The organism is Paenibacillus polysaccharolyticus, assembly GCF_023714295.1.
GTDB classification, from domain to species: Bacteria; Bacillota; Bacilli; order Paenibacillales; family Paenibacillaceae; genus Paenibacillus; species Paenibacillus polysaccharolyticus_A.
This window is the reverse complement of the sequence record NZ_JAMAUN010000005.1, coordinates 218,800-240,371: the sequence shown is the minus strand read 5'-3', so window position 1 is coordinate 240,371 and position 21,572 is coordinate 218,800. Positions and strand designations below refer to the sequence as shown.

At 47.1% G+C, this 21,572-nt stretch carries 15 protein-coding genes; 3 read left to right on the top strand and 12 right to left on the bottom strand.

What is annotated here, in order from left to right:
- Positions 1-145: 145 nt before the first annotated feature.
- Positions 146-1,153 (bottom strand): hypothetical protein, encoded by a 1,008-nt coding sequence (locus tag M3629_RS15250; protein ID WP_435368233.1) that lies wholly within the window; start codon positions 1,151-1,153, stop codon positions 146-148.
- 236 nt (positions 1,154-1,389) lie between these two features.
- Between M3629_RS15250 and M3629_RS15245 the strand changes: the two genes are divergently transcribed.
- A complete protein-coding gene (locus M3629_RS15245; RefSeq protein ID WP_251507873.1) occupies positions 1,390-2,544 on the top strand; it encodes a DUF418 domain-containing protein in 1,155 nt (384 codons plus the stop codon).
- Between the two features lie 161 nt (positions 2,545-2,705).
- On the opposite strand, the gene M3629_RS15240 is transcribed toward M3629_RS15245, so the two are convergent.
- The 7 genes from M3629_RS15240 to M3629_RS15210 form a co-directional block, all read right to left on the bottom strand.
- Positions 2,706-4,283: an ATP-binding protein gene (locus M3629_RS15240; RefSeq protein ID WP_251507871.1), complete on the bottom strand. Its 1,578-nt coding sequence runs from the start codon at positions 4,281-4,283 to the stop codon at positions 2,706-2,708.
- A 310-nt stretch (positions 4,284-4,593) separates the two neighbouring features.
- On the bottom strand, positions 4,594-5,613 hold the full coding sequence (gene mglC, locus M3629_RS15235) for a galactose/methyl galactoside ABC transporter permease MglC (RefSeq protein ID WP_154890711.1): 1,020 nt from the start codon (positions 5,611-5,613) through the stop codon (positions 4,594-4,596).
- A complete protein-coding gene (locus M3629_RS15230; RefSeq protein WP_251507869.1) occupies positions 5,610-7,133 on the bottom strand; it encodes a sugar ABC transporter ATP-binding protein in 1,524 nt (507 codons plus the stop codon). Before M3629_RS15230 ends, mglC begins: the two co-directional genes overlap by 4 nt.
- Before the next feature lie 75 nt (positions 7,134-7,208).
- Entirely contained in the window at positions 7,209-8,285 is a 1,077-nt protein-coding gene (locus tag M3629_RS15225) for a galactose ABC transporter substrate-binding protein (protein WP_251507867.1), read from the bottom strand.
- Between the two features lie 391 nt (positions 8,286-8,676).
- Positions 8,677-9,918 (bottom strand): substrate-binding domain-containing protein, encoded by a 1,242-nt coding sequence (locus M3629_RS15220; protein ID WP_251507865.1) that lies wholly within the window; start codon positions 9,916-9,918, stop codon positions 8,677-8,679.
- Positions 9,905-11,728: a cache domain-containing sensor histidine kinase gene (locus tag M3629_RS15215; protein ID WP_251507863.1), complete on the bottom strand. Its 1,824-nt coding sequence runs from the start codon at positions 11,726-11,728 to the stop codon at positions 9,905-9,907. Before M3629_RS15215 ends, M3629_RS15220 begins: the two co-directional genes overlap by 14 nt.
- Positions 11,725-13,335: a response regulator gene (locus M3629_RS15210; RefSeq protein WP_251507862.1), complete on the bottom strand. Its 1,611-nt coding sequence runs from the start codon at positions 13,333-13,335 to the stop codon at positions 11,725-11,727. The genes M3629_RS15215 and M3629_RS15210 overlap by 4 nt, the downstream gene beginning before the upstream one ends.
- A gap of 368 nt (positions 13,336-13,703) precedes the next feature.
- Here M3629_RS15210 and M3629_RS15205 point away from each other — a divergent pair, with 368 nt between their 5' ends.
- Positions 13,704-13,904 carry a cold-shock protein gene (locus tag M3629_RS15205; RefSeq protein ID WP_090917732.1) on the top strand — a complete coding sequence of 67 codons (201 nt, stop codon included), beginning with the start codon at positions 13,704-13,706 and terminating at the stop codon, positions 13,902-13,904.
- A gap of 484 nt (positions 13,905-14,388) precedes the next feature.
- On the opposite strand, the gene M3629_RS15200 is transcribed toward M3629_RS15205, so the two are convergent.
- The 4 genes from M3629_RS15200 to M3629_RS15185 all read right to left on the bottom strand — a co-directional run bounded on the left by M3629_RS15200 (position 14,389) and on the right by M3629_RS15185 (position 18,772).
- Entirely contained in the window at positions 14,389-15,108 is a 720-nt protein-coding gene (locus M3629_RS15200; protein ID WP_251507859.1) for a response regulator, read from the bottom strand.
- Positions 15,105-16,349, bottom strand: a complete 1,245-nt coding sequence (locus M3629_RS15195) for a sensor histidine kinase (protein ID WP_251507857.1) — start codon at positions 16,347-16,349, stop codon at positions 15,105-15,107. The genes M3629_RS15200 and M3629_RS15195 overlap by 4 nt, the downstream gene beginning before the upstream one ends.
- A 92-nt stretch (positions 16,350-16,441) precedes the next feature.
- A complete protein-coding gene (locus M3629_RS15190; RefSeq protein WP_251507855.1) occupies positions 16,442-16,912 on the bottom strand; it encodes a hypothetical protein in 471 nt (156 codons plus the stop codon).
- Positions 16,913-17,083: 171 nt separating this feature from the next.
- Positions 17,084-18,772 carry a methyl-accepting chemotaxis protein gene (locus M3629_RS15185; protein ID WP_251507853.1) on the bottom strand — a complete coding sequence of 563 codons (1,689 nt, stop codon included), beginning with the start codon at positions 18,770-18,772 and terminating at the stop codon, positions 17,084-17,086.
- 612 nt (positions 18,773-19,384) lie between these two features.
- Here M3629_RS15185 and M3629_RS15180 point away from each other — a divergent pair.
- The gene (locus M3629_RS15180) at positions 19,385-21,154 is read left to right on the top strand and encodes a methyl-accepting chemotaxis protein (RefSeq protein ID WP_251507851.1); all 1,770 of its coding nucleotides are present in this window, start codon (positions 19,385-19,387) and stop codon (positions 21,152-21,154) included.
- Positions 21,155-21,572: the final 418 nt, after the last annotated feature.

The window sequence follows — 21,572 nt, the reverse complement described above, 5'->3', positions numbered from 1 at the left end:
ACGGAGCAGGTCAAATCTTCCATAAAGCCAAAAAGCCGCCACCTTTGCTCTACACTTTCATAGCAAAGGTGGCGGCTAACACACCCGTTTAATATTCCATAGAATTTATAACGCGGTGCAGTCTCAGAGGCCCACCTAATCTTTCTTAAAACACGCTATCCGGAACGTAATATATTTTCTGCCCATTGGATTTATTTCCTGGATCGGCCACAATCAGAAAGTAGACGTTCCCGTTCTTGTTTTGTACACCCTCGATTTCGTGTTTTCCGACATTCGTTATTTTTACAAGAGACTGATACACGCCTGAACTGGAAATTTTAGCAATCTGAGGTGTATCTCCTTCGGCCCCGCCGGATGTAAATATTTGAGTCTTACCGAGCAAGTCTACTCCTTGGAATGACCCATTTGGCCGAATTATTCCGCTGCCCGTCTGCGTGAAACTGGAAACAGCTGCCTTAATTGCCGCAGGGCTGTCCATGCGGACCTGTTTGTTCTGATCAAGCAATCTGTTTAATGCAGCCGTATCGTAGACAGACCAGACTACCTTATCCGTGTTTGATTTTCCATTTTCCCTCGTTTGAATTCGGAACACGGTGTAGTTGCTGTTGCCACCGCCATCAACTCGATATGTCGTTCCCTGTTTCGTACCCTTTTTATTCGCATAGTTCATATAAGTAAACCGATGAAGGTCGGTATAATCTACAGTTTTGCCAGCAGCATATTGAAGTCGAGCTACTTGAAGTGACCAGACGTTATCAGATGATGAATCCGCTTTGGAGCTAAAATAAAAATAGTTCGCTCCGTTGTACGTATACATATCCAGCGTCTGGCAGTGCCCGCTGTTCGTAATCGTCATATGATCCACGTATTCGGCATTATTGCCTTTGATTAGTAGTCTGGATAGTTGACATGTCGTATTCACCCGCTGCGTTACGTATACGTATTTGTCTGCTATATAAGCCTTCTGTACCACCCTATTAAATTTGAGTCCTTTGAGGTTATAAGCCAATTTGGCTGATGCATTTACGGTTTTTCCTGGAGAAGCTGCAAGAGCCGGAACCACGGACATCATAAATAGCATTACTGCCAGAAAAGCGGCTACGATCGTTTTCCACTTCATCGTTGTAAGGTTGAGAGATTGTTTTTTAAACACACAGGTGCCTCCTTTTTGACTTAAATCTGAAATACACACGATAAACTAGCTTGCCTCTGAGATTACACTGCATTCAATAGATAATACCATATTTTCCAAATTACGAATCATTAAAATGCGAATCACAAATGACCACTTCCCCATGGCCCTGATATCCCTTAAAATTTAATAGTTCTTTTTAATACATTTGTGTTATATTGTTTTTAATTCATATGTACCAAAAAAAGGAGGACTTCATGAAACGAATTGCCCTACTCGACATTCTTCGGGGGTTTGCGATTATTGGAACCTTGGGAACCAACATCTGGATTTTTGCTTACCTTGGTGATCTGAACCTGGTATTCGGCAACGTGCTTGAACCGTGGTGGAGTTCAGGAGATCGTCTGGTGCAGACGATCATGCTCATCTTGGTGAATGGAAAATTTCTAGGCATGCTCACTTTGCTATTTGGAGCCGGCATGGAATTGAAACGCCGAAAAGCAGCTCGTGAAGGCTACGCATGGCCCGGTGTCTATATCTGGTCATGTGCACTTCTGCTGCTGGACGGACTATTGCATTATATTTTAGTAATGGAATATGACGTATTGATGAGTTATGCCATTACTGGCATGATTGTTTCGCTGATTATTCACCGCTCCAGACGCTTTATGCTAACGATGATGGTGATCGCAGGAGGCATACATGTGATCGGTGTTACGGGAATTACAGCCTTGCTGGCATTTGAATCCGGTTCATCCTTTAACGGGATGGATACTCTTACACACCTGTACGCTTCTGGAACGTGGTGGGAACAAGTGATGTTCCGGCTCAATAATTTTGTTTTTTTCCGTGCAGAATCGATAGCTATTATCCCACTGAATGTTTTCCTCTTTCTATTAGGGGCACTGCTCATGCGAACAGGTGTATTTTCTAACGACGAATCAGGACGCCGTAAGCGCCGTAAACTGATGATGATCGGGCTTGCGGCAGGTATTCCTATGAATCTGCTGTTGCTCGTTCCCGGTGGAATTATGGATGTTTGGGTACGCTATATCAGCGCGCCAGTACTGACCCTCGGTTATCTCGGAATCATTGCTTATGGATTGGAAAAAGGTCTTTTCCCCAAGCTGTTCCAGCGTTTCGGTGAAATTGGCAAGATGGCGCTGAGTTGTTATATCGTACAGAATATCATTGCCTCTGTGCTCTTTTATGGATGGGGACTCGGTCTGGGCGGACGCCCATCTTCTCTGTTTATTTTGCTGATATGGCTTGGCATTTGTCTGTTATTAATGCTATTCTCACACCTCTGGCTACGCAAATATCCACTAGGTCCAATTGAATGGTTGTGGCGCAGGTTGTCGATCTCCCCTTCTCCCAAACCCGGGCGTACGTCTCAAGATACCTCTGTATAAATCCTTTTTACGCAAATAAGGGCATCCCGGAACTCCATCGATGATTGATCGTAATCAATGACCGATGGAGTTCGTAGGATAGCCCTTGTTTATTCCATACTGCTAAAGAACCCAGCACGCTTTATCCCCCCTTTTTGCGCTGGTCTGGCATATAAAAGTGACTATTCGCCCGACTCCACAGGCAAACACAAGGTGAAAGTAGAACCTTCCCCCATTTCACTGGAAACGGTAATACTACCGTTATGATCCTGAGCAATTTTTTGACAAAGCGCAAGCCCCAATCCCGTTCCCTCCTCCTTTGTCGTAAAAAACGGGTTGAAAATCGCGGTTAACGAACGCTCAGGAATCCCGCTCCCCGTATCCGCTATGGAGATCAGCACGTTATCCCCTTCCTGTATCATGTCAATATGTACCTCTCCGGGGTCTGACATCGCTTCAAATGCGTTACGAATCAGATTAATTAGAACTTGTACAATCTTATCCCGATCCATGTTCACACAAACCGACTCATCCCGCACCTGAAGGGTAATCCGATGTCCTCTGGAAGCCGCGTCCGATTCGGTCAAAGACATAACACGCTCCAGACAAAGTGATAGCTTCTCCGGTTTCATATGATGGACTTGAGGTTTGGAAAATTGTAAAAATTCTCCCGTTAAATCGGTGACTCTGGTGACCTCGCTCATAATCACTTCATACCACGGTGCGATATTGAAAGATTGCCCACGTGATAGTTGTAAAAAACCTCGGATTGCGGTGAGTGGATTACGGATTTCATGTGCCATTCCTGCAGCAAGCTCACCTACAGCTCGCAGTCTTTCGGAACGAAACACTTCCTCTTCATTTTTAATCCACTGACTGCGCTGCTGCTCGATCAGTTGATCTTCCGCAATGGTCATGAATTGCTGCAAGGTCTGTGATAACCTTGGATAACTCGATATGCTATAACTTACTTGTAATCCCTGCAGCTGGTTAGACAGCAAGGAAGACATCCTTTCTTCGATATAGGGTATTTGTGGCAACACAATGGCAAACCTGTCACCCGCATACCTCGATATACCATAAGATTCGGGGAACTGATTCGTGATTTTTTTTCCGATACCCTTAATGACTGCACACCAGGGATCATCTGATCCTTTTTTGTAACCGCTGAAATTGTTGACATTCAAAAGAATCAAGAGAAAAGTTCGTTCCTCCTCCAACGTCTTATGAAGCACCTTCATGTATCCTTCATAATTTAACAATCCCGTCAGCGGATCATGAAGGGTGAGGAAGCGATTTTTTTCCCGAAGCTTCCTTTTTTCGGACTCACTGTTCATTAGAGTATGATAGAGCAAAATAACCACTACCGCGGTCAGTAAATCAAATAATGACACTAGCAAACTGTATGGTTCTATCTGGACATAAGACAACCTGATGGTCGTATACTGGAGCATAAGCAGCATTGAAATCGGTAAGGTCTGTACCATTCTCTGCTTGTTCTGAATCATAGATATGATGAGCATGTAATAGAGCAAATTACACCAGTTTAATTGACTGAAATAATGAAATCCACCAAGGATTAACCATTGAACCCATGTTAAAAATGGATAACGCCGTTCCGCCCATATGCTGATCATTAGCAAAATCCCTGTGACGATCATCAAGGCTGGATGCGATGCTTGTCCCAGTACAGTAGAGGATACAATGACAAGCAGACAACCTATTGGGAAAATTACCATCTTCATTGTGTAACTTAGCAAATAGCCTCGCCCCCTTAGACAAAAGTCACACTTTCCAACATATACACAAATATTATATCGATTATGATTAGCTGATGTTGTCGATTATTGGAAGCTGTTAAAATTCGCAAGAATGTATAATTTTCAAAAACAATAGGACATATGAATGCATTGAAATGTTTAAATGTGCACATTAATATGGCTATACTTGTTTCACAACGCCAAATTCATCATAAACTATTCAAAGCCAGCTCTCGATGGATGAGGGCTGGCTTCTTTGATGTTTTTCCATATTAGGTAACTTGTTCTGGAAGAATAAGAGGAGGTCCTGTTATTTCTTAGCCATGTATTTGCGGATATCAAACGCCACAGCCGCAACAATAATCAATCCTTTAATAATCAGTTGCCAGTAAGGACTTACCCCGATAAAGGTGAGACCATAGTTAATGACGCCAAAGATCAGCACGCCTGCCATCACACCGGGTACAGTTCCGATTCCACCAGCCGTAGACACCCCGCCAACAACACATGCAGCGATGGCATCCAGTTCGTACATGTTACCGTAGTTATTCGTTGCTCCGCCGGTACGAGCCGCTTCGAGCACGCCACCCAGTCCATAGAGAGCCCCGGCAATGGCATACAGCGCAATCAGGTTTCGTGCGACATGAATACCGGATACGTGAGCGGCCTGAATGTTTCCGCCGATGGCATACATATTTTTACCCAGACGGGTTTTGTTGAAAACAACCCAGCAGATCAGTGCAACTCCAATGGCTATGAGCACGATGTAGGGGATCGAATAACCTCCACCCAGATCAATATAACCTGATCCTATTGTCGTGAAATCCGGTCTAAGTCCTCCGATGGGTTGCGACTGGTTGGGTTCTGTATCGAAGTAGATCGAGTTCAGACCATAGACAGCGACCATCGTACCAAGTGTGGCAATAAAAGGGGGTACATGTAACTTGGCAACGATAAGACCATTTACTAAACCGACGAGCAACCCTGCTATGATGCCGATTACGATCGGCAAGCCCACCCATAATTGCGGCAGATCCGGGAAAAAGCGATTGGCATACGTATCAATCTGTAACATCGATGCCGATACCACTGCTGTCAGACCAACTACGCGTCCAGCCGACAGATCGACGCCTCCCGTCACCAGGATGAACGCCGCACCCAGTGCGATAATCGCGCGAGTGGAGGATTGTTGTAAAATATCTCGCAGGGTGGAAAATGCGAGAAAGTTCGGATCGGCAATGGCGATACCGATAACAAGTAGGATCAGCACAATAAAAATCGCACGCTGAGCCACATATTGCTTCACTTGATGAACAAGGGTTGTATTCATTTGTGTTCCTCCTGACCAGCCATCCGCTGCTGCGCGGCCAGCCTCATAATATGCTGTTCTGTCGCCTCGGCTCCGTCCACAATGCCGGTGAGGCGTCCTTCGCTCATGACCATAATGCGATCCGACATCCCTAACAGTTCAGGCATCTCGGAGCTGATCATGATAATGCTTTTGCCTTGCCGGGCCAGTTCCGTAATGATCGTATAGATTTCGAACTTGGCCCCAACATCAATTCCGCGTGTGGGTTCATCCAGCAATAGAATCTCCGGTTCAGTCAGGAGCCAGCGAGCCAGCAGTACTTTTTGCTGGTTACCTCCGGATAGGTTTCGAATCAGTGTGTTAACTGAAGGCGTTTTGGTTCTGAACTTTTGCGTCTGTTCCCGCGCCTCTTCGCGTCCCTTCTTCTCGTCCAGCAAGCCCAAACGATTCTGATAACGACCCAGGCTTGCAATAATCGTATTCTCATAGACGGATAACACGGGGAATATTCCGGTCACTCGTCGCTCTTCGGTTAATAGTGCTATGTTATGACGCTTGGCGGCAGCAGGCGAGTTAATCCTCACCTTTCGACCGTGAATGGTAATCGTACCCGAAGCAAGTCCCCGCAGTCCGAACAAGGATTCCATCAGTTCCGTCCGCTGCGCACCAACCAGCCCGCCAATGCCAAGCACCTCGCCTTTGCGCAGATGAAACGAAACATCCCGGAACGAGTTCGGCTGATTCGACGTCAGACCCTCCGCCTGAAGAATGACTTCACCAGGGACATTAAGCCTCTCTGGGAATCGTTCACTTAAATCACGTCCAACCATACGTGTAATAATCAGGTCGGTCGTCAGATCCGCAGCGTCCCAAGTGCCTACAACAACTCCATCTCGCATAATAGTCACTTCATCCGAGATCGTTAAAATTTCCTCCATCTTGTGTGAGATGTAGATGATGGACACGCCGCGGCTTCGCAACTTACTGATGATCGTAAACAATTGCTCCACTTCTCTACCTGTAAGGGATGAGGTCGGTTCATCCATCACAATCACTTTGGAGTGAAACGATACCGCTTTGGCAATCTCCATCGATTGAATTTTGGACACAGACAACGTTCCAGCAAGTGCCTTCGGATCAATATCCAAGTTCAAATCCTGAAACAGTGCCAGCGTATCGGCATACATCCGCTTTTCATCCACCAGAAGCCCCTTCATCGGGAATCGTCCCAGCCATATGTTTTCCATCACCGGACGGTGCGGAACCGGATTCAACTCCTGATGAATCATGGATATACCCTGCTGTAATGCAGCCTTCGAATTCGGAATCTCTACATCCATGCCTTCGATGCGCACTGTGCCTGCATCAGGACGGTACATCCCGAACAAACATTTCATCAAAGTTGACTTTCCCGCCCCGTTCTCGCCCATCAACGCATGAACGGTTCCCGGCTTCACCTTCAGTGTGACTTCACTGAGCGCCTGCACGCCGGGGAATGCTTTGGAAATCCCGTTCATCTCCAGCAGATAAGGTGACTGCATCTTCTATCCTCCCCTTTCATCTAACCGGCAAAAAAAGGACGCTGCCAAGATGACATACGTCCCTCCCTGCTGCTATTATTGGGCGTCGGCAATGTTGTCTTTCGTAATTTTTTTGTATGCGATCCAGACATATTTCCCGTCTGTAATATCAAATTTGGTATTATCTTTGGTTGGTGTCTCGCCTTTGGCAAGAACAGCCGCCAGTGCAACCGTTGCGGCTCCCTGATTTTTGGCATCATTCAGCACGGTGCCTAACATGGTACCATCCTGCAACGCCTGAATCGCTGGAGCTGTAGCATCTACACCTACGACAGGCATTGTTTTGCCATCCTTAAAATAACCCGCTGCTTTCAATGCTTCAATCGCACCAAGTGCCATGTCATCATTGTTTGCCAGTACCGCTTCGATTTTGTCGCCATGCGAAGCCAGGAATGCCTGCATTTTCTCTTGGCCTTTGACTCGATCCCACATCGCCGTATCTTCAGCCAATGCTTCAACTTCAATCCCTGCATCCTGTATGGCTTGAACCGAATATTTGGTGCGTAGCTCGGCATCCTGATGACCCGGTTCACCTTTCAGCATGACATATTGCAGCTTGCCATCGCCGTTTTTGTCAGCTTCCGGATGTGCTTTCCAGTAATCCACGATCAACTGGCCGGAGATTGTACCGGACTCTTCCGCTTTTGCCCCGACATAGTACACTTTATCCCACTTGTTCATATCCTCCGCTACAGGCTCCCTGTTAAGGAATACTACCGGAATATTAGCCGCTTTCGCCTTGTCGATAATAACACCTGCTGCGGTCCGATCTACCGGATTCACCGCCATCGCGTTGTATTTCTTGGATACAAACAGGTCGACCTTCTCATTCTGTGTCGGCTGCGCATTCTGACTGTCTACAATATCAAGGGTAGCTACGCCCTCCGCTGCCGCAGTCATGGCGTTTCTTACCCCTGTCATAAACGTATCGTCAAACTTATAGATGGCAACACCGATTTTCGGGTTTTCCGTTTGCGTTCCGGCTTCCGCCTTCGTGCCACTGTCTGTTCCCGCGCTTCCGTTCCCACCAGCGCCGTCTCCCCCGTTGCCGCATCCTGCCGCCACCGCCATGCACACCGTAAGCAACAATGTCATCCACGTTTTCTTTTTCATTCTTCATGACCTCCCCCAAGTTCATTCGGCTTTACCGATGTCTTTATTATGAAAGGGTTTACATTATTTTCGAATACAATATCTTCATCTGTTCTATCGAAATCTTCATCAGTTCATCTATACTAAATAAGTTGAACTAAAAGTTTTTACACGATACACTCCGATGACAGAATAACCTTCCAATCGCTGTTATCCCCGGATTTTTTCGATTTCCTTTTCTAAAAGGGAAAATCCGGGGATAAGCATATGCTTCCGATGTAGCTTTCTTTCAGAAAGCTTTTAGGCGAGCGCTTCGCTTCTCCAGGTTTTTTCTGTCCTCTCCGTTAATGTGTAAAATAAACAGTTCAACTTATATAAATCCCTTTTAAAATAGGGTTCAATGATCTAATCTTCATTGAACAAACGGAAATAAGAGCTTTTGATTATCCATCCAGAACATATTGTCTGTGCTGACGACCTTGGTCTCCAGGATGACCCTTGTCTGAACATGCTCCCGCTTCAGTTTGGCTAGTGCCTGATTAAGCCCCAGGTAACCGGCACTGTAACCGTTCTGCACAATCAGTCGTTGGAACACACCTTCCTGCAGTTGCTCTAGCTGCTGTTGTTCGCTACCGAACCCAACAATACTGATCTGCCTTTCATCCTTGCGTCGATGCAGTTCATCTGCCGCGCCGAGCGATGCCGGCTCTTGCAGGGCGATCATACCGGTCAGCTCATGCTGATCCAATAGCTGCTTGACTGCTTGCCAGCACGCATCCCTATTGTTGCATACGGATTTGGGGATGATGTTGATGCCTGGATAGTTTTGCAACGCTTCCTTGATCCCTTGTTCCCGCAGAACCAGCCCTGCGCTTAGCGGGTCAGGGCCTACTAAAGCAACATGACCATGGCCTTTCAGTAATTCGGCTATGGCCTGCCCGGCCTGACGTCCTGCCTCAAGATTATCCATGGAGATAACACTGGTGATGCCTTTGACAGGGAACTCATCGTTGAGCACAATAACAGGTACAATACCTCCATCCGTTCTCACCGTCTCTGCCTCCCGAATAATATCAGCAAGGGCATTTTCACTTAACGGATCAACCAGCAGTGCGGTTGCCCCTTGTTTCAAGGCGAGTGCGGCTGCCCGAACCTGGGCTTGTTCACGCTCACTGCGGGTATAATCCCGATTTGCTGCAGCGGGTGTGCCCACAGATGGCGGACTTACCGCATAGTCCGCATTAGATGAGGTGTGTGAAGCGGAGTCCACGGGATACGCTTCAACGCTAATGAGCTGTGCGCCGCGCTCTTTGGCGGCTGCCTCAGCTCCCAGGCGGATCGCTTCGGCGAGCTCCCCCGTGCCCGCAGGCGTAATCAGCGCTATGCGCTGTGGCGACGCCGGTTGATCCGCCCCTGCCATGCCGCAGGCGGCACAGATGAACAGGCAGCAGGCTGCAGCTGCCTGGCACAAGGCTTTGAATAGCCATAATCCCGGGGAACCGGGAAGAGTGGCCTGGCTTTTTTTTGCCAATACACGGCGTGTGCTCTGGTTCTGGTTATTAATTTTGCTGCTGGTTTCACCAGTGGATTCGCTATTCGTTTTGCTATTCATTTTGCTACTCTTTTTGCTACTGACTGGGCTATCGTCCATCATTCATCCCGTCCTCCTTCTGTTCTTCCTGAACAGGAATCCGAATCCATACCGTAGTGCCTTCCTCCAGCTCACTTGCGAATTCCAGGCCATATCCCTCGCCATAATAGTGCCGGATGCGATCATGCACATTACGTACAGCGACACCGGAACCCGCCCCGCTCTTCACTACCGGACGGCCGCTGAGCAATCCCGCCATCTGTTCCTCCGACATGCCTACACCGTTATCTGTAATGCGAAATACCAGAATCTGCTCTTCACGTTGCACATGCACCTCGATACTTCCCTCGTCCATGTGATACTCGATACCGTGTACAATGGCGTTTTCAATGAGCGGCTGTAGAATGAGCTTCAGTGTCAGGCAGTCCAGCACCTGCTCATCCGCATGAATATTGAAAGTGAACTTGTGTTTGAAACGCATCTGCTGAATGGTCAGGTAATGACGGGCATGCTCCAATTCTTCGCGGACGGTAATGATCGTTTTCCCTTGGCTGAGACTGATGCGAAATAATCGGGAGAGTGACGTAATCATCGTGATTACTTCATCATTACGGCTCATGCCAACCATGCGTACAACCGAATTCAGCGTATTATACAGAAAATGCGGATTAATCTGAGCTTGTAGTGCCTCCAGCTCCAGACGGCGTTTCTGCTCCTGTTCATGAATGATCTCATCCATGAGGTTACGGATTTTGTTCACCATCAGGTTGAACCTACGCGCCAGGCGCTCGACCTCAAGCGGTCCCGTTATGGGCAGCTCCACGTTGAAATCCCCTCGCTCCACCGCCTTCATCTTTCTCTCCATCAACCGGATTGGACGTGTCAGACTCGAAGAGAGAAACAGGGATACCACAATGACAAGCACCAGCACAACAACCAGCACACGAATCAGGTATCCGTTCACTTCCTGACGTGTTGTCATGATTTCATCCAGATACGCCACACCGACAATTTTCCAACCGATATTGGCCACCGATTTGACGGTATTCAGCCTTTTCTGCCCATCCGCCTCATCTTCGTAACTCCCCGTAGCCACGAGAGCCTGCTCAATATTTTCTTTTTTCAGTCCCATATACATGAGTTGCTGCTGTGGATGATACACAATATTGCCAGCACTCTCATCAATAATATAGACGTAACCCCGTTGCCCCAGGCTCACCCGGCTGCTCAGTTCGTCCATTTGTTTGAAATTGATATCGACCAGCAGGATCACTTGCTTCTCCTGGCCCTGCTGTTTGATGGTAATGCCCTTGCTCATGGAAACGACCCATTGATAGGGTCCAGCGTACATATTTTGAATATGAGGCAAGGAGAAGCTCAGATGATTAGGTACACGTAGGGCCGATTGAAACCATCCTTGTTGAGTGACGTGAGCACTGCGCTTCAGTTCGGCAGCCGGCCTGTTCTTGAGCAACTGTCCGTCCGCGTCGAGCAGTGTAATGGAAATGATATCTTCCCGGCTGCTGAGCAATGTATCCAGCTGTTTGTCCACCTGCTCCCCTTCCCATGTACCGTCCCGTAGCATATGTTCCTCAATGGCACGATACAGATGGGACATGCTGCGCACGTAATCCTCCAGGTTATAACTGACCTGATCCACGATCTGTCTGGTCGACAGTTCTGCACTGCGCTCCGCAGCTTGGGTGAATTTGTCATGCAGTAATATCGCCATAATGGTGAGTACCAGCACAATGAAGATGGAGAAAGACCACGTAATAATAGAACGAATACTGCTGAACTTGGACGAACGTACAACCAAGCGGAGCTTCATCACAATAGACTTGATTCGTGCGGATAATGGGCTCCAGCTCATTGAGGGGAACCTTCAGGGGTCGTAGTCGCCTGTTTCCGATACTCTTTGGGCGAGACGCCGGTATGCTTTTTAAAACAAAAGCTGAAATAATTCGGCTCGGCAAAGCCTACCTTCTCGGCTATCTCAAACGACTTCAGCTCCGTAGAGCGGAGCAGTTCCCTCGCTTCATCCATTCGAATCTGCATCAAATATTGCAGGAAGGTCAGCTGTACTTCTTTTTTGAAAATGCTGCAAAAATAACCGGAGCTGATATGTAGATGTGCGCATACCTTCTGAATGGACAGATCCGGATCGGCATAATGTTTCTTCGTAAACGTGAGCGCCTGCTCCACAATATCTTTGTATACATGCTGACGTCCGCTAGAGATTCGCTGTTGTACAAGCAGACAGACTTCACTCACCTTATGCTGTGCCTCGGACAGACCCGGGAGTCGGAACAGATCCGTATACAGCTGGAATCCGGCACCGAATATATCCTCCATCTCTTCACCCGAAGCCTGTGCGGCCTTCCAAACGGTAGTTAATACTTCGATCAAATACAACTGAATATCACTGCGCCCGTGTTCCACCGTAATTTCCCGGAAAATGAGCTGCAGCCCTTGCTCCAGCTCTGCCTGCGTTCCCGCCTTCAAACAGCGGGTTAACGTCTGTTGTTTCAATTCATCAAAACGCAGCTTGCCTGCGGCCTGTCGTTCCACGTCCGCAATGTAGATCAGAGAATCCGTTCCTGGCACAAGTCGGTAATCCAGCGCCAGCAAAGCATCCTCATAGGCATGCTTCACATCGGGAAGAGTGTCGACAAGCCGACTCGACCCAATCGTGACAGGCACGCGCAAATAGTGACGGATGCTTCGCACTACATTTTCAAGTGCTTGCTGCTGCAGGTATTCCGCCTCCCCTTCTATTCCGTCCAGCGGTTCTACGTAGAGCAGCACAACCGTCTCCTGATGCATAAAGGCATAGCCTGCCTTGTGATCCGCCCATACCTCTGCCGCAATATTCAGCGCTGCAAACAGCTTTAATTCCGGATCTTCGGTCGGATGCAATGTAAGAATCGATACGCCATACCGTCTGCCTCCCAGTTCCAGCCCGCACTGGCTTGCCCGGCTTAATATATATGTTGAAGATTTCTGGCGATGCAGCAGCGTCGCAATCAAATCCGCCTGTAATAAAGGCAAGCTGGCGCGATAGTGTTCCCGCAGTTGTTGTACGTCCTCACGTTCCGCGATCTCCGCCTCCATCTGGGCACGCAATCTGGTGAGCAGTTCGGTAAGATGCCCGGCGGAGAAAGGCTTCAGCAAATATTCATCCACACTAAGCGATACCGCCTGCCTAGCGTAATCAAATTCATCATATCCCGTTAAAATAACGACCTTCACTAGTGGATTCCGCTCTCTTAATCTTCGTGCCAGCTCCAATCCATCCATAAACGGCATGCTGATGTCGGTAATCACGATGTCAGGATCTACCCGCTCTGCCATCTCCAGAGCCTCGCGCCCATTCTCGGCCAGACCCACGATGCGCAGATCCAGTGCTTCCCAATCCACCTCGACAATCAATCCTTCACGAACATCTTCTTCATCATCCACGAGCAGAACCCGGTACATGATATGATTCCTCCCTTTTCTCTAACGAACGACTATGCAAGGTCTTTAACCGATATCATAAAGCGCAAGGTTTCCAACATAATATACAATAAAATCAAATACATGTAATCGCTTTCTTTTTGGTGAGAAAATATGATCTACTGATGAAGCATTTTATCCCGTCTGGCAAGGGATTTCGCTTCTATGGGCGCTCTTTTTTTTAGAAAATACATTCAAAAATTGACTTATATTGGTACGCGTGTTATGATGATATAGGTCGATACATTAGTGGACAGAACGTCTACGGTCTAACCACCGAATGAGCATTAATTATTGAATGCAGCTCATACCAATGGTCGTACAAAACTTATTATTTTTGGAGGAATCACATGCAAACAGGTACAGTAAAATGGTTCAACGCAGACAAAGGATTTGGCTTCATCGAAACTGAAGAAGGAACAGACGTATTCGTTCACTTCAGCGCCATTCAAGGTGATGGTTACAAAACGTTGGACGAAGGTCAACGTGTAGAGTTCGAAGTAACTCAAGGTAACCGTGGTCCACAAGCGGAGAACGTTACTAAACTGTAATTGATACGAGGGCTGCCTCCGGCAGCCCTTTATTTATGCCCACCGACACTTACTTCGTTGTTTTTCTCTACACCATTCCCTATATAAGTTTGGATTTTCTGTTTATACAATAACGGAGAGGACAGAAAGGTTATTCTGTCATCGGAGTATCCGTATAAGCACTTTCCTTACACTTATATCCATCACAGAAAAGAGGTTTTTATTCCAACAGATCATTATAAAGCAAGTGAACACGTTGTATTTTCCACGGTTGACGACATCATTAACTTCTACTCGCCTCAGCAAACGAGCACTGAACGTACCGAAGCTCACTCACGTCCTGCGCGTGCGGCTGATCCATCCAAACACACGGATCACACGAATTATAAGGCCGAACGTTAACCACGAAAAGACAGCAACCTATCCGACAAAAGCAGAAGGCCCTGAACCGCTTGAACGGTACAGGGCCTATTTCTATTTTATTTGTAGTCCTACATCTGTATGCTTATTTTACATAACCGTTTCGAATGGCAAAAACCACTGCTTGCGTGCGATCCTCCACCTGAATTTTCTGCAAAATGCGATGTACATGCGTCTTTACGGTGCTTTCGCCAATGAACAACTTTCGGGCAATCTCTTCATTCCTTAGACCGTAAGCCATCTGTTGCAACACTTCAAGTTCACGTCCCGTGAAGGCATCTGCGAGCGATGCGAGCTCTCTCGTTTCTTGTCCGAAGGTTGAATCTACAGCTTCTTTGGCTTTTTTTTCATCCTGGACTGATGTTCCGGGGGACCGCACTGCAATGCCGATCACCTTCGCCGCAACAGCAGTTCTGTAGATCGCTTCACCGCGATAAGCCGCCCTGACCGCATCAATCAGTTCTTCCGGCGCGGCGTCCTTCAACAGATAACCTACGGCCCCGGCACGTATTCCCTGATATACATAATCTTCTTGATCAAACGTCGTTAAGATGACGACCTTGCATTCAGGCTGTAAATCCAGTAAAGCCTGTGTGGCTTCCAGTCCGTCCCCGTCCTCCATCTGCACATCCATAAACACGACGTGGGGGTTTAACTCTGCCGCAAGCCTCACCGCCTCATGTCCACTCCCTGCCTCACCAACCACTTCCATATCTTGCTGGGCATTAATGATGAAACGCAACCCATGCCTGACCAGATGCTGGTCATCCACTAGAAGCACACGAATCGTTGATTTCTCTGTCATAGCTCCCCTCCTCCTAATGTCGATTTTATGCCTCCATGTGGAATGCAGACAGTCAGCTTCATCCCGTGCGGATGGATCGCTTCGATGGTCATTGATCCTCCAACCCTCTCACACCTTGCTTTCATACTGGATAAGCCAAAACCCGGTACAAGCAGTTGTTGCTGGATGAATACGCCGTTATCCTCTACCTGCATGAACAGGTCCTCTTCCTGTTCCTTGATATGTACGCTTACTTGGGTAGCTTGTGCATGACGAATAATGTTCGATAACGCCTCCTGTAGAATCCGGTACAGTAGTTCGGACGTCTCCTGCGACCATGCTTCCTTTGGCCCAGCATAGCGCAGTTCAATGGAACAACCGGTTAACTTCTGTACTTCACTGACCAGACTGTTCAGCGCAACCAGCCCAAGCCCAGCTTCGCTGCTCCCCATCTGATGAGCCACCGTCCGCACTTCCTGCAAGCTATGCCGCACCACATCCAGCACGGTGCCAATGGCTTTATCCGCTTCAGTCGCGTCCACCTTCATCATATATGGAATAGCTTGAAGTTGCACAATAGCCGATGTCAGACGATTCCCGATACTATCGTGCAAATCCATTGATATTCGTCCCCGCTCTTCAATCACCGCATAGTGCATTAAACGCACGGTTGCCCGCTCCAGTTCTTCATGCGTATGCTGAAGCTCATCATGTGCCTGGCTCAATTCGTCATGTACAGCCTGTAATTCGGCATAATGACGCTCGCTCTCTCGCCTGCTCTCCCGCTTGATCCGTGCTCCCCAGCAGAAAATGTACGTAACAATATAAGCCATCGTATATAACCAAATCAGATGTAACTCCACTCCGGCAGCATACAATAATAGCCCGTTACCCACGAGAATGATTAACCCCAGCCACCAGGAACGGAATACGGGCAGATTCAACGCAGCATATCCGATGAGATAAAAGGTAAGCTCAAAAATACGATACTCTGCATGGAACAATGCCGCATAGAGAAGCGTAGCCGCCCAGGTTAAACCAATCATGATCGTACGAATCCGATCTTTTTTTAGCCAGTTAGGTGTCCAGACCAGTACAAAGTAAGGCAAACGGATAACGAGACCTGCACACAAACCGAGCCAGGTGAATAGTTCCATTGGGCTGACCAGATTATACAGTAGCAACAGACTGAGAATCATATCCCCTGTATGATCAGCTATAAATTTTCGTATGTTATTCAACGTGACCATTTGATTCTGCATAAGTTTCCCTTTCGCGTCACCTTGGATCCAGCGAGCCTGATCAGATGACTCCTCGTAAGGATTCCAGTTTAATTTTGACTATACGTTGAAAACTATACCTTGGCAGCTTGCATGTGACGAACCCGATAATAAATGATAAACCGACGAGCAGCAATACTTCCGAGCGGTATAAATAACAATGCACTGCTCAGAGCAACCACACTGTGATGTACATCCAGTGTACTGATGTGATGTACATCCAGTGTACTGATGTAATGCTTAACCAGCATAATGATGATAAGTACAATAGCTGTGCCCATGGAACCTTTAGACATCACTTTGCCAGTCAACGCATCCACCCGCAACCGTTCCATCCAGGCACGCCACAAGCCTATCCCGCAACCAATGACCAGAAACAACATATAAAAGAGTAACGTCAACCCTGTAAGTGGTACTTGAGATATATTGAAAAAGATTGCAACCGCAACAATCACAGGTAACATCCACATGCGATCAAGCTTAACCTCTTTTTCCCTCATCGATAACAATACAATAATCAAACCTGTAATCACCATATTCAACATCTAACATTCCTCACTTTCTTTCATATTACGTCTCTTCTTACCGCTCCATCTAGGAACAGTATAACCAGCCCAAAGTAAATAAAAGTCCACCCGCAGGTGGACTTGATGCAATTTCACTTCAATCTGTAGGTGGATCGTGTCGAAAGATTATGGAGAAGCCTAGGCTACATGTTATATCTTAAAAGGTTTCAGGGATGCTTGCAGTTCTGCCGAAACATCAGACAGCATCGCTGCGGACTCCTTGATCTGCTCCACAGATTTGAGTTGCTCTTGTGCAGACCCGGCGGCATGTTGAGAATTGGTGCTGGCCGTCTGTGCATGACGTGCAATCTCGTTCACCGATGCCACAATCTGCTCTACACCTGCCGACATCTCTTCACTGGTCGCCGCCATATCTTCGATCTCTGTTGCAATGCGCAGGTTCGTATCCCGAATCTGGGTAAAGCTCTGTTCGGTTTCTTTTGTAAGTCGCAAACCCTCGCTTACTTCTTGCTTCACTTTGGCCATCGCTGCCAAGGAATGCAACATGTCCTGTTCCATCGCTCCGACAAGCGCTTCAATCTGGCTCGACGATTGTCCAGCCTGTTCAGCCAGCTTCCGCACTTCGGTAGATACAACGGCAAAACCTCTACCTTGCTCTCCCGCTCTTGCCGCCTCGATGGAAGCATTAAGCGCGAGCAGATTCGTCTGGCCTGCAATCTCATGAATAGCAGATACCATCTGACCGATCTGAGCAGACTTCTCCTCCAGCATACGAATCACTTCATCCGTCGCACTGACGGAAGCTTCAATGGCTGCCATCTGTTCCACCGTTAGCTGCACCGCTTGTCCTCCAGTGTCCGCTTGCTCCCGTGAGTACACTGCGGCATCTGCAATGCTGGAAGCTCTATCTGCTATACGCTGTACGCCGATAGCCACCTCTTCCATCGCTTGCAGATTCTCGTCCGTACTTACAGTCTGACTTACGGCCCCTCGCGCGACCTGTTCCACAGAGACAGCAATCTGTTCTGACACACTTGCGGTCTGCTCCGCAATCTGTAGCAGCAATCCCGTGGAATGACCTGCTTTATCCGCTGCGTCCAGACCGCCTTGAATAATGCCCTGCAAGCTACTTCTCATTTCATTGTAACCGGCACTTAGCATGCCAATCTCATCTCTAACATGATCGACCACTGGCTGTGTGAAGTCTCCCGTTCCTGCACGTTTAATGGCAAGAGATACCCGGTTAATTCTGGCTCTCACCCTGCGGACGTACCAAACGATCAACACAATGGCAATCAACATCGCAATACCAACGACGATCAGAAAGGTTCGAAGAAACGAAGAGATAATCACATCAATTAATGATTGGGAAGCACCCACATAGAAAATACCGATGATCTCTCCTGATGCGTTTTTAATGGGTTCATAAGCAGTTTGAGTCTTCTGTCCGACAACAACAGCTTCCCCGAAATACTTTTCACCCTTCTGCAAAACAGTCTGTGCCACCTGTTCGGACACCTTCGTACCTATGGCGCGTTTCCCGTCAACCATTACATTCGTAGCGATTCGTTCATCTCCGCGAAAAAGGGTCACGGTATCCCCTGACGCATTGCCGATTTCGTCCACCAGATCAAAATTTTCTTCCAGCAATGCATCGCCTTTGTACAACTGCCCATCTTTAATGGCCCAGTCTCCCGGGTATTTGTATGACAAAATGTGATTCGCCATCTCGAGGTCCCGTTTCGCCTTTTCGGTAGCGAAGGTCTTAATGCCATTTCGCATCTCCATCAGAACGCTGACCGCTACGGCCGAGGAGAACAAAATGAAAATACCAATCACGATCAAACTGATTTTAGTACCAATACTCATGCTACGCATGTGTGTGAGCCACCCTTTTCACGATTAAATTGTCTTGATCTCTGACAGATTGGGTTCTGCTTAGAGATTTCACATATAGACTTATCGGCGGTGACATACACATTTTTTATAACCTGACTGTGACCTTTATCACATTTTTTTCTAAAATATTAGCTAGTCGTTTACGCATTCTCCGTAATTGTGTCAAAAGATGTATGGGGCTGGGATATTCAAGATCAGGATTCCATGCCACATGTCCTAAAAGTGCAGATAACTCTTTGTTTAGAAAATAACATTTTCGTAATTCGAATCAGGAGAGAACACTCATAACAATATGACACTTCTTACGTAAAATACGAAGATAATCCAAAAGTTCCAGTCCATAAGTCCTATTTTGTTTGAAAAATCTAACATTAATATGTCGAAATAACGATATAACTGAGGAGTAGAACTTACCTGGAGTTCATATACGTGAAGAACAAACACAATATAATTAGCAACTATAGTCTTCTTATCTGTAACGACATTGAAAATCTCATCGTAATTGGAGATGTCTATCCATCATGAAAGCAATGCAACACTAGCGTATACGACGTCCAGGTGAAGTCCTTTTTAATTTTACAGGAGGAGTGAATGACCTTGTTTAAAAAGCTTCGCTGGAGCACCATGCCATTTTTCGCCAAAAATCTGATCATTTCATTCGGGAGCATCGCTCTGATTGGAATTATTCTGATCACCGCAGCTTATCAGTTGCAAAAAAGTATATTAATCAAGCAATTGCAAGATCAAGCTGAGATTACGACCTTGAAATGGTCTCAGGATCTGGACACAAGTCAGGTTGAACAGGCTACATCCGAGAAGAGTTATTCCGATACATATCAGAGTAAGCTTAAGGAATATCTAGATTCCATCCACACCTTTAATCCCAATATCGCGCAAGCTTACATTTTCGGTTCACAGCTGGATCAAGAAAAGAGTGCTCCGATTTATGCGATTCCAACCAGTCTGGTTGAACCGTTTGAGAAAGATAAGTATCTGCCCGGTACAAACTATCCGTTATCTCCTCAGATTGAGCATGGTCTCGATGATATGAATGCAACCGGTGCACCTGCGTTTAGTGATTTTTATACCGATGATTTCGGAACATGGACAACACTGATGTATCCAATCAAAAAGGCAGACGGCTCCATCTACGCAGCACTGTACTTTGATGTTGATGCAAGTGCCGTTCCCAAAGGGCTGAATAAATTACTGTTGTACGGACTGATGTATCTGGTCGGTTTCCTGATTCTGTTCATGGTACTGCAATTTATTATGCTGAAGAAAACCATGCGCCCGATTCGTGACCTCATGAAAGGCATTGAGGAAGTAAGCACAGGTAATCTGAACGTTACGATTCGGACAGGACGAGATGATCTCGGAGTTATTAACGAAAAGTTCAATGAGATGATCGAGCGTTTCAATACCACTCTGTTCAAAGTCAAAAATACATCTCGTCATCTCTCGAATTCGTCGAAAGAACTACTGGATATCTCGGCGAAAAACAACGATAATATCCAATCGATCAGCACCAACATCCGTGAAATCTCAACAGGTCTCGTCTCTCAGGACAAAGCAACTGTAGAAAGTGCACGCGCCATGACCGAGATGTCTACCGTAGTGCAGAACATTGCCGGAAGCTCGGCTGAAGTCGCCGATGAAGCGCTCAGCATGGAGCAACGCTCGAATAACGGACATGAAATTATGCAACAGGTTATCGACCAAATGGGCCTGATCTCAAGTGCGGTCCAGAACACCTATGCGTCGATTCAATCTCTGGAGAACCGTTCCAATGAGATCAGTAGCATTGTCGGTATCATTACGGATATCGCTGGACAGACCAACCTGCTCGCCCTGAATGCTTCCATTGAAGCAGCACGCGTTGGAGAAGAAGGACGAGGCTTCGCAGTCGTGGCTGGAGAAGTACGTAAACTGGCTGAACAGTCCCAAGAATCTGCAACCCAGATTCGTGTGTTAATCGATGAGATTCAGCGAGATATCGGACAATCGGCAGACGCGATGGAACGGGGTTCGGAAGAAGTACAAAAAGGCCTCAACGTTACGCGGGAAACGGGAGCTTTCTTCGAAGATATCTTGACCGCTACCAACAAAGTAGCGAACCAGATTCAGGATATCTCCAGCTCCACCGAGGAAATCTCGGCAAGCACACAAGAAATGTCCGCAACGGCAGACGAACTGTCTGCAAGTGTCAGCAAAGCAGCAAGCAGCAGCAAACTCATCGAGAACTCCATCGCCGAACAGGAAACTTCCATGGCTGCCATCGTCAGCGCATCCGACGAATTAGCTGAAGTATCCGAGCAATTGCAAGAACTCATCTCGTTCTTTAAGGTAAAAGAAGCGTAAGCTGAGAAGTTTGGCAGGGCGGGCATACCGCGGAGGAGAGAAGTACAGATTATGCGGTCGTTGTGAATTGTATTGCATAAGAACCCGCAGAAATTGTGAGGAATTGCAGGCATATCACCAAGTACTGATTATAGGCGGTATGCGCCATAGAAGTACCATCAACCAAGGCTTGAGTGTTTGTGCACTCATGCCTTGGTTTTTTAGCTTGCTCTGATTGACGTTCATTCTAACGATCTCAGGAGACGCTATTTGCCTGATTTTTTGCTTCATAGAACTCTAACGATCACCAGAAACCTTATTTGTTCCAAACACCTTGTTTTCCGACGTTTTCTGCTGTATTTCTTCCAAATAACGTCTGTGGTGATCGTTAGAATTGGAAAAGGTCATAAACTGACCAAATAAGCTCTCCTGTGATCGT

What these genes read in the sequence shown, in the direction of transcription:
- M3629_RS15185 (WP_251507853.1), bottom strand. Translation starts at nt 18,772, where the DNA reads ATGCGTAGCATGAGTATTGGTACTAAAATCAGTTTGATCGTGATTGGT.
- M3629_RS15200 (WP_251507859.1), bottom strand. Translation starts at nt 15,108, where the DNA reads ATGACAGAGAAATCAACGATTCGTGTGCTTCTAGTGGATGACCAGCAT.
- M3629_RS15230 (WP_251507869.1), bottom strand. Translation starts at nt 7,133, where the DNA reads ATGCAGTCACCTTATCTGCTGGAGATGAACGGGATTTCCAAAGCATTC.
- M3629_RS15190 (WP_251507855.1), bottom strand. Translation starts at nt 16,912, where the DNA reads ATGTTGAATATGGTGATTACAGGTTTGATTATTGTATTGTTATCGATG.
- M3629_RS15245 (WP_251507873.1), top strand. Translation starts at nt 1,390, where the DNA reads ATGAAACGAATTGCCCTACTCGACATTCTTCGGGGGTTTGCGATTATT.
- mglC (WP_154890711.1), bottom strand. Translation starts at nt 5,613, where the DNA reads ATGAATACAACCCTTGTTCATCAAGTGAAGCAATATGTGGCTCAGCGT.
- M3629_RS15210 (WP_251507862.1), bottom strand. Translation starts at nt 13,335, where the DNA reads ATGTACCGGGTTCTGCTCGTGGATGATGAAGAAGATGTTCGTGAAGGA.
- M3629_RS15180 (WP_251507851.1), top strand. Translation starts at nt 19,385, where the DNA reads ATGACCTTGTTTAAAAAGCTTCGCTGGAGCACCATGCCATTTTTCGCC.
- M3629_RS15195 (WP_251507857.1), bottom strand. Translation starts at nt 16,349, where the DNA reads ATGCAGAATCAAATGGTCACGTTGAATAACATACGAAAATTTATAGCT.
- M3629_RS15205 (WP_090917732.1), top strand. Translation starts at nt 13,704, where the DNA reads ATGCAAACAGGTACAGTAAAATGGTTCAACGCAGACAAAGGATTTGGC.
- M3629_RS15215 (WP_251507863.1), bottom strand. Translation starts at nt 11,728, where the DNA reads ATGAGCTGGAGCCCATTATCCGCACGAATCAAGTCTATTGTGATGAAG.
- M3629_RS15220 (WP_251507865.1), bottom strand. Translation starts at nt 9,918, where the DNA reads ATGATGGACGATAGCCCAGTCAGTAGCAAAAAGAGTAGCAAAATGAAT.
- M3629_RS15225 (WP_251507867.1), bottom strand. Translation starts at nt 8,285, where the DNA reads ATGAAAAAGAAAACGTGGATGACATTGTTGCTTACGGTGTGCATGGCG.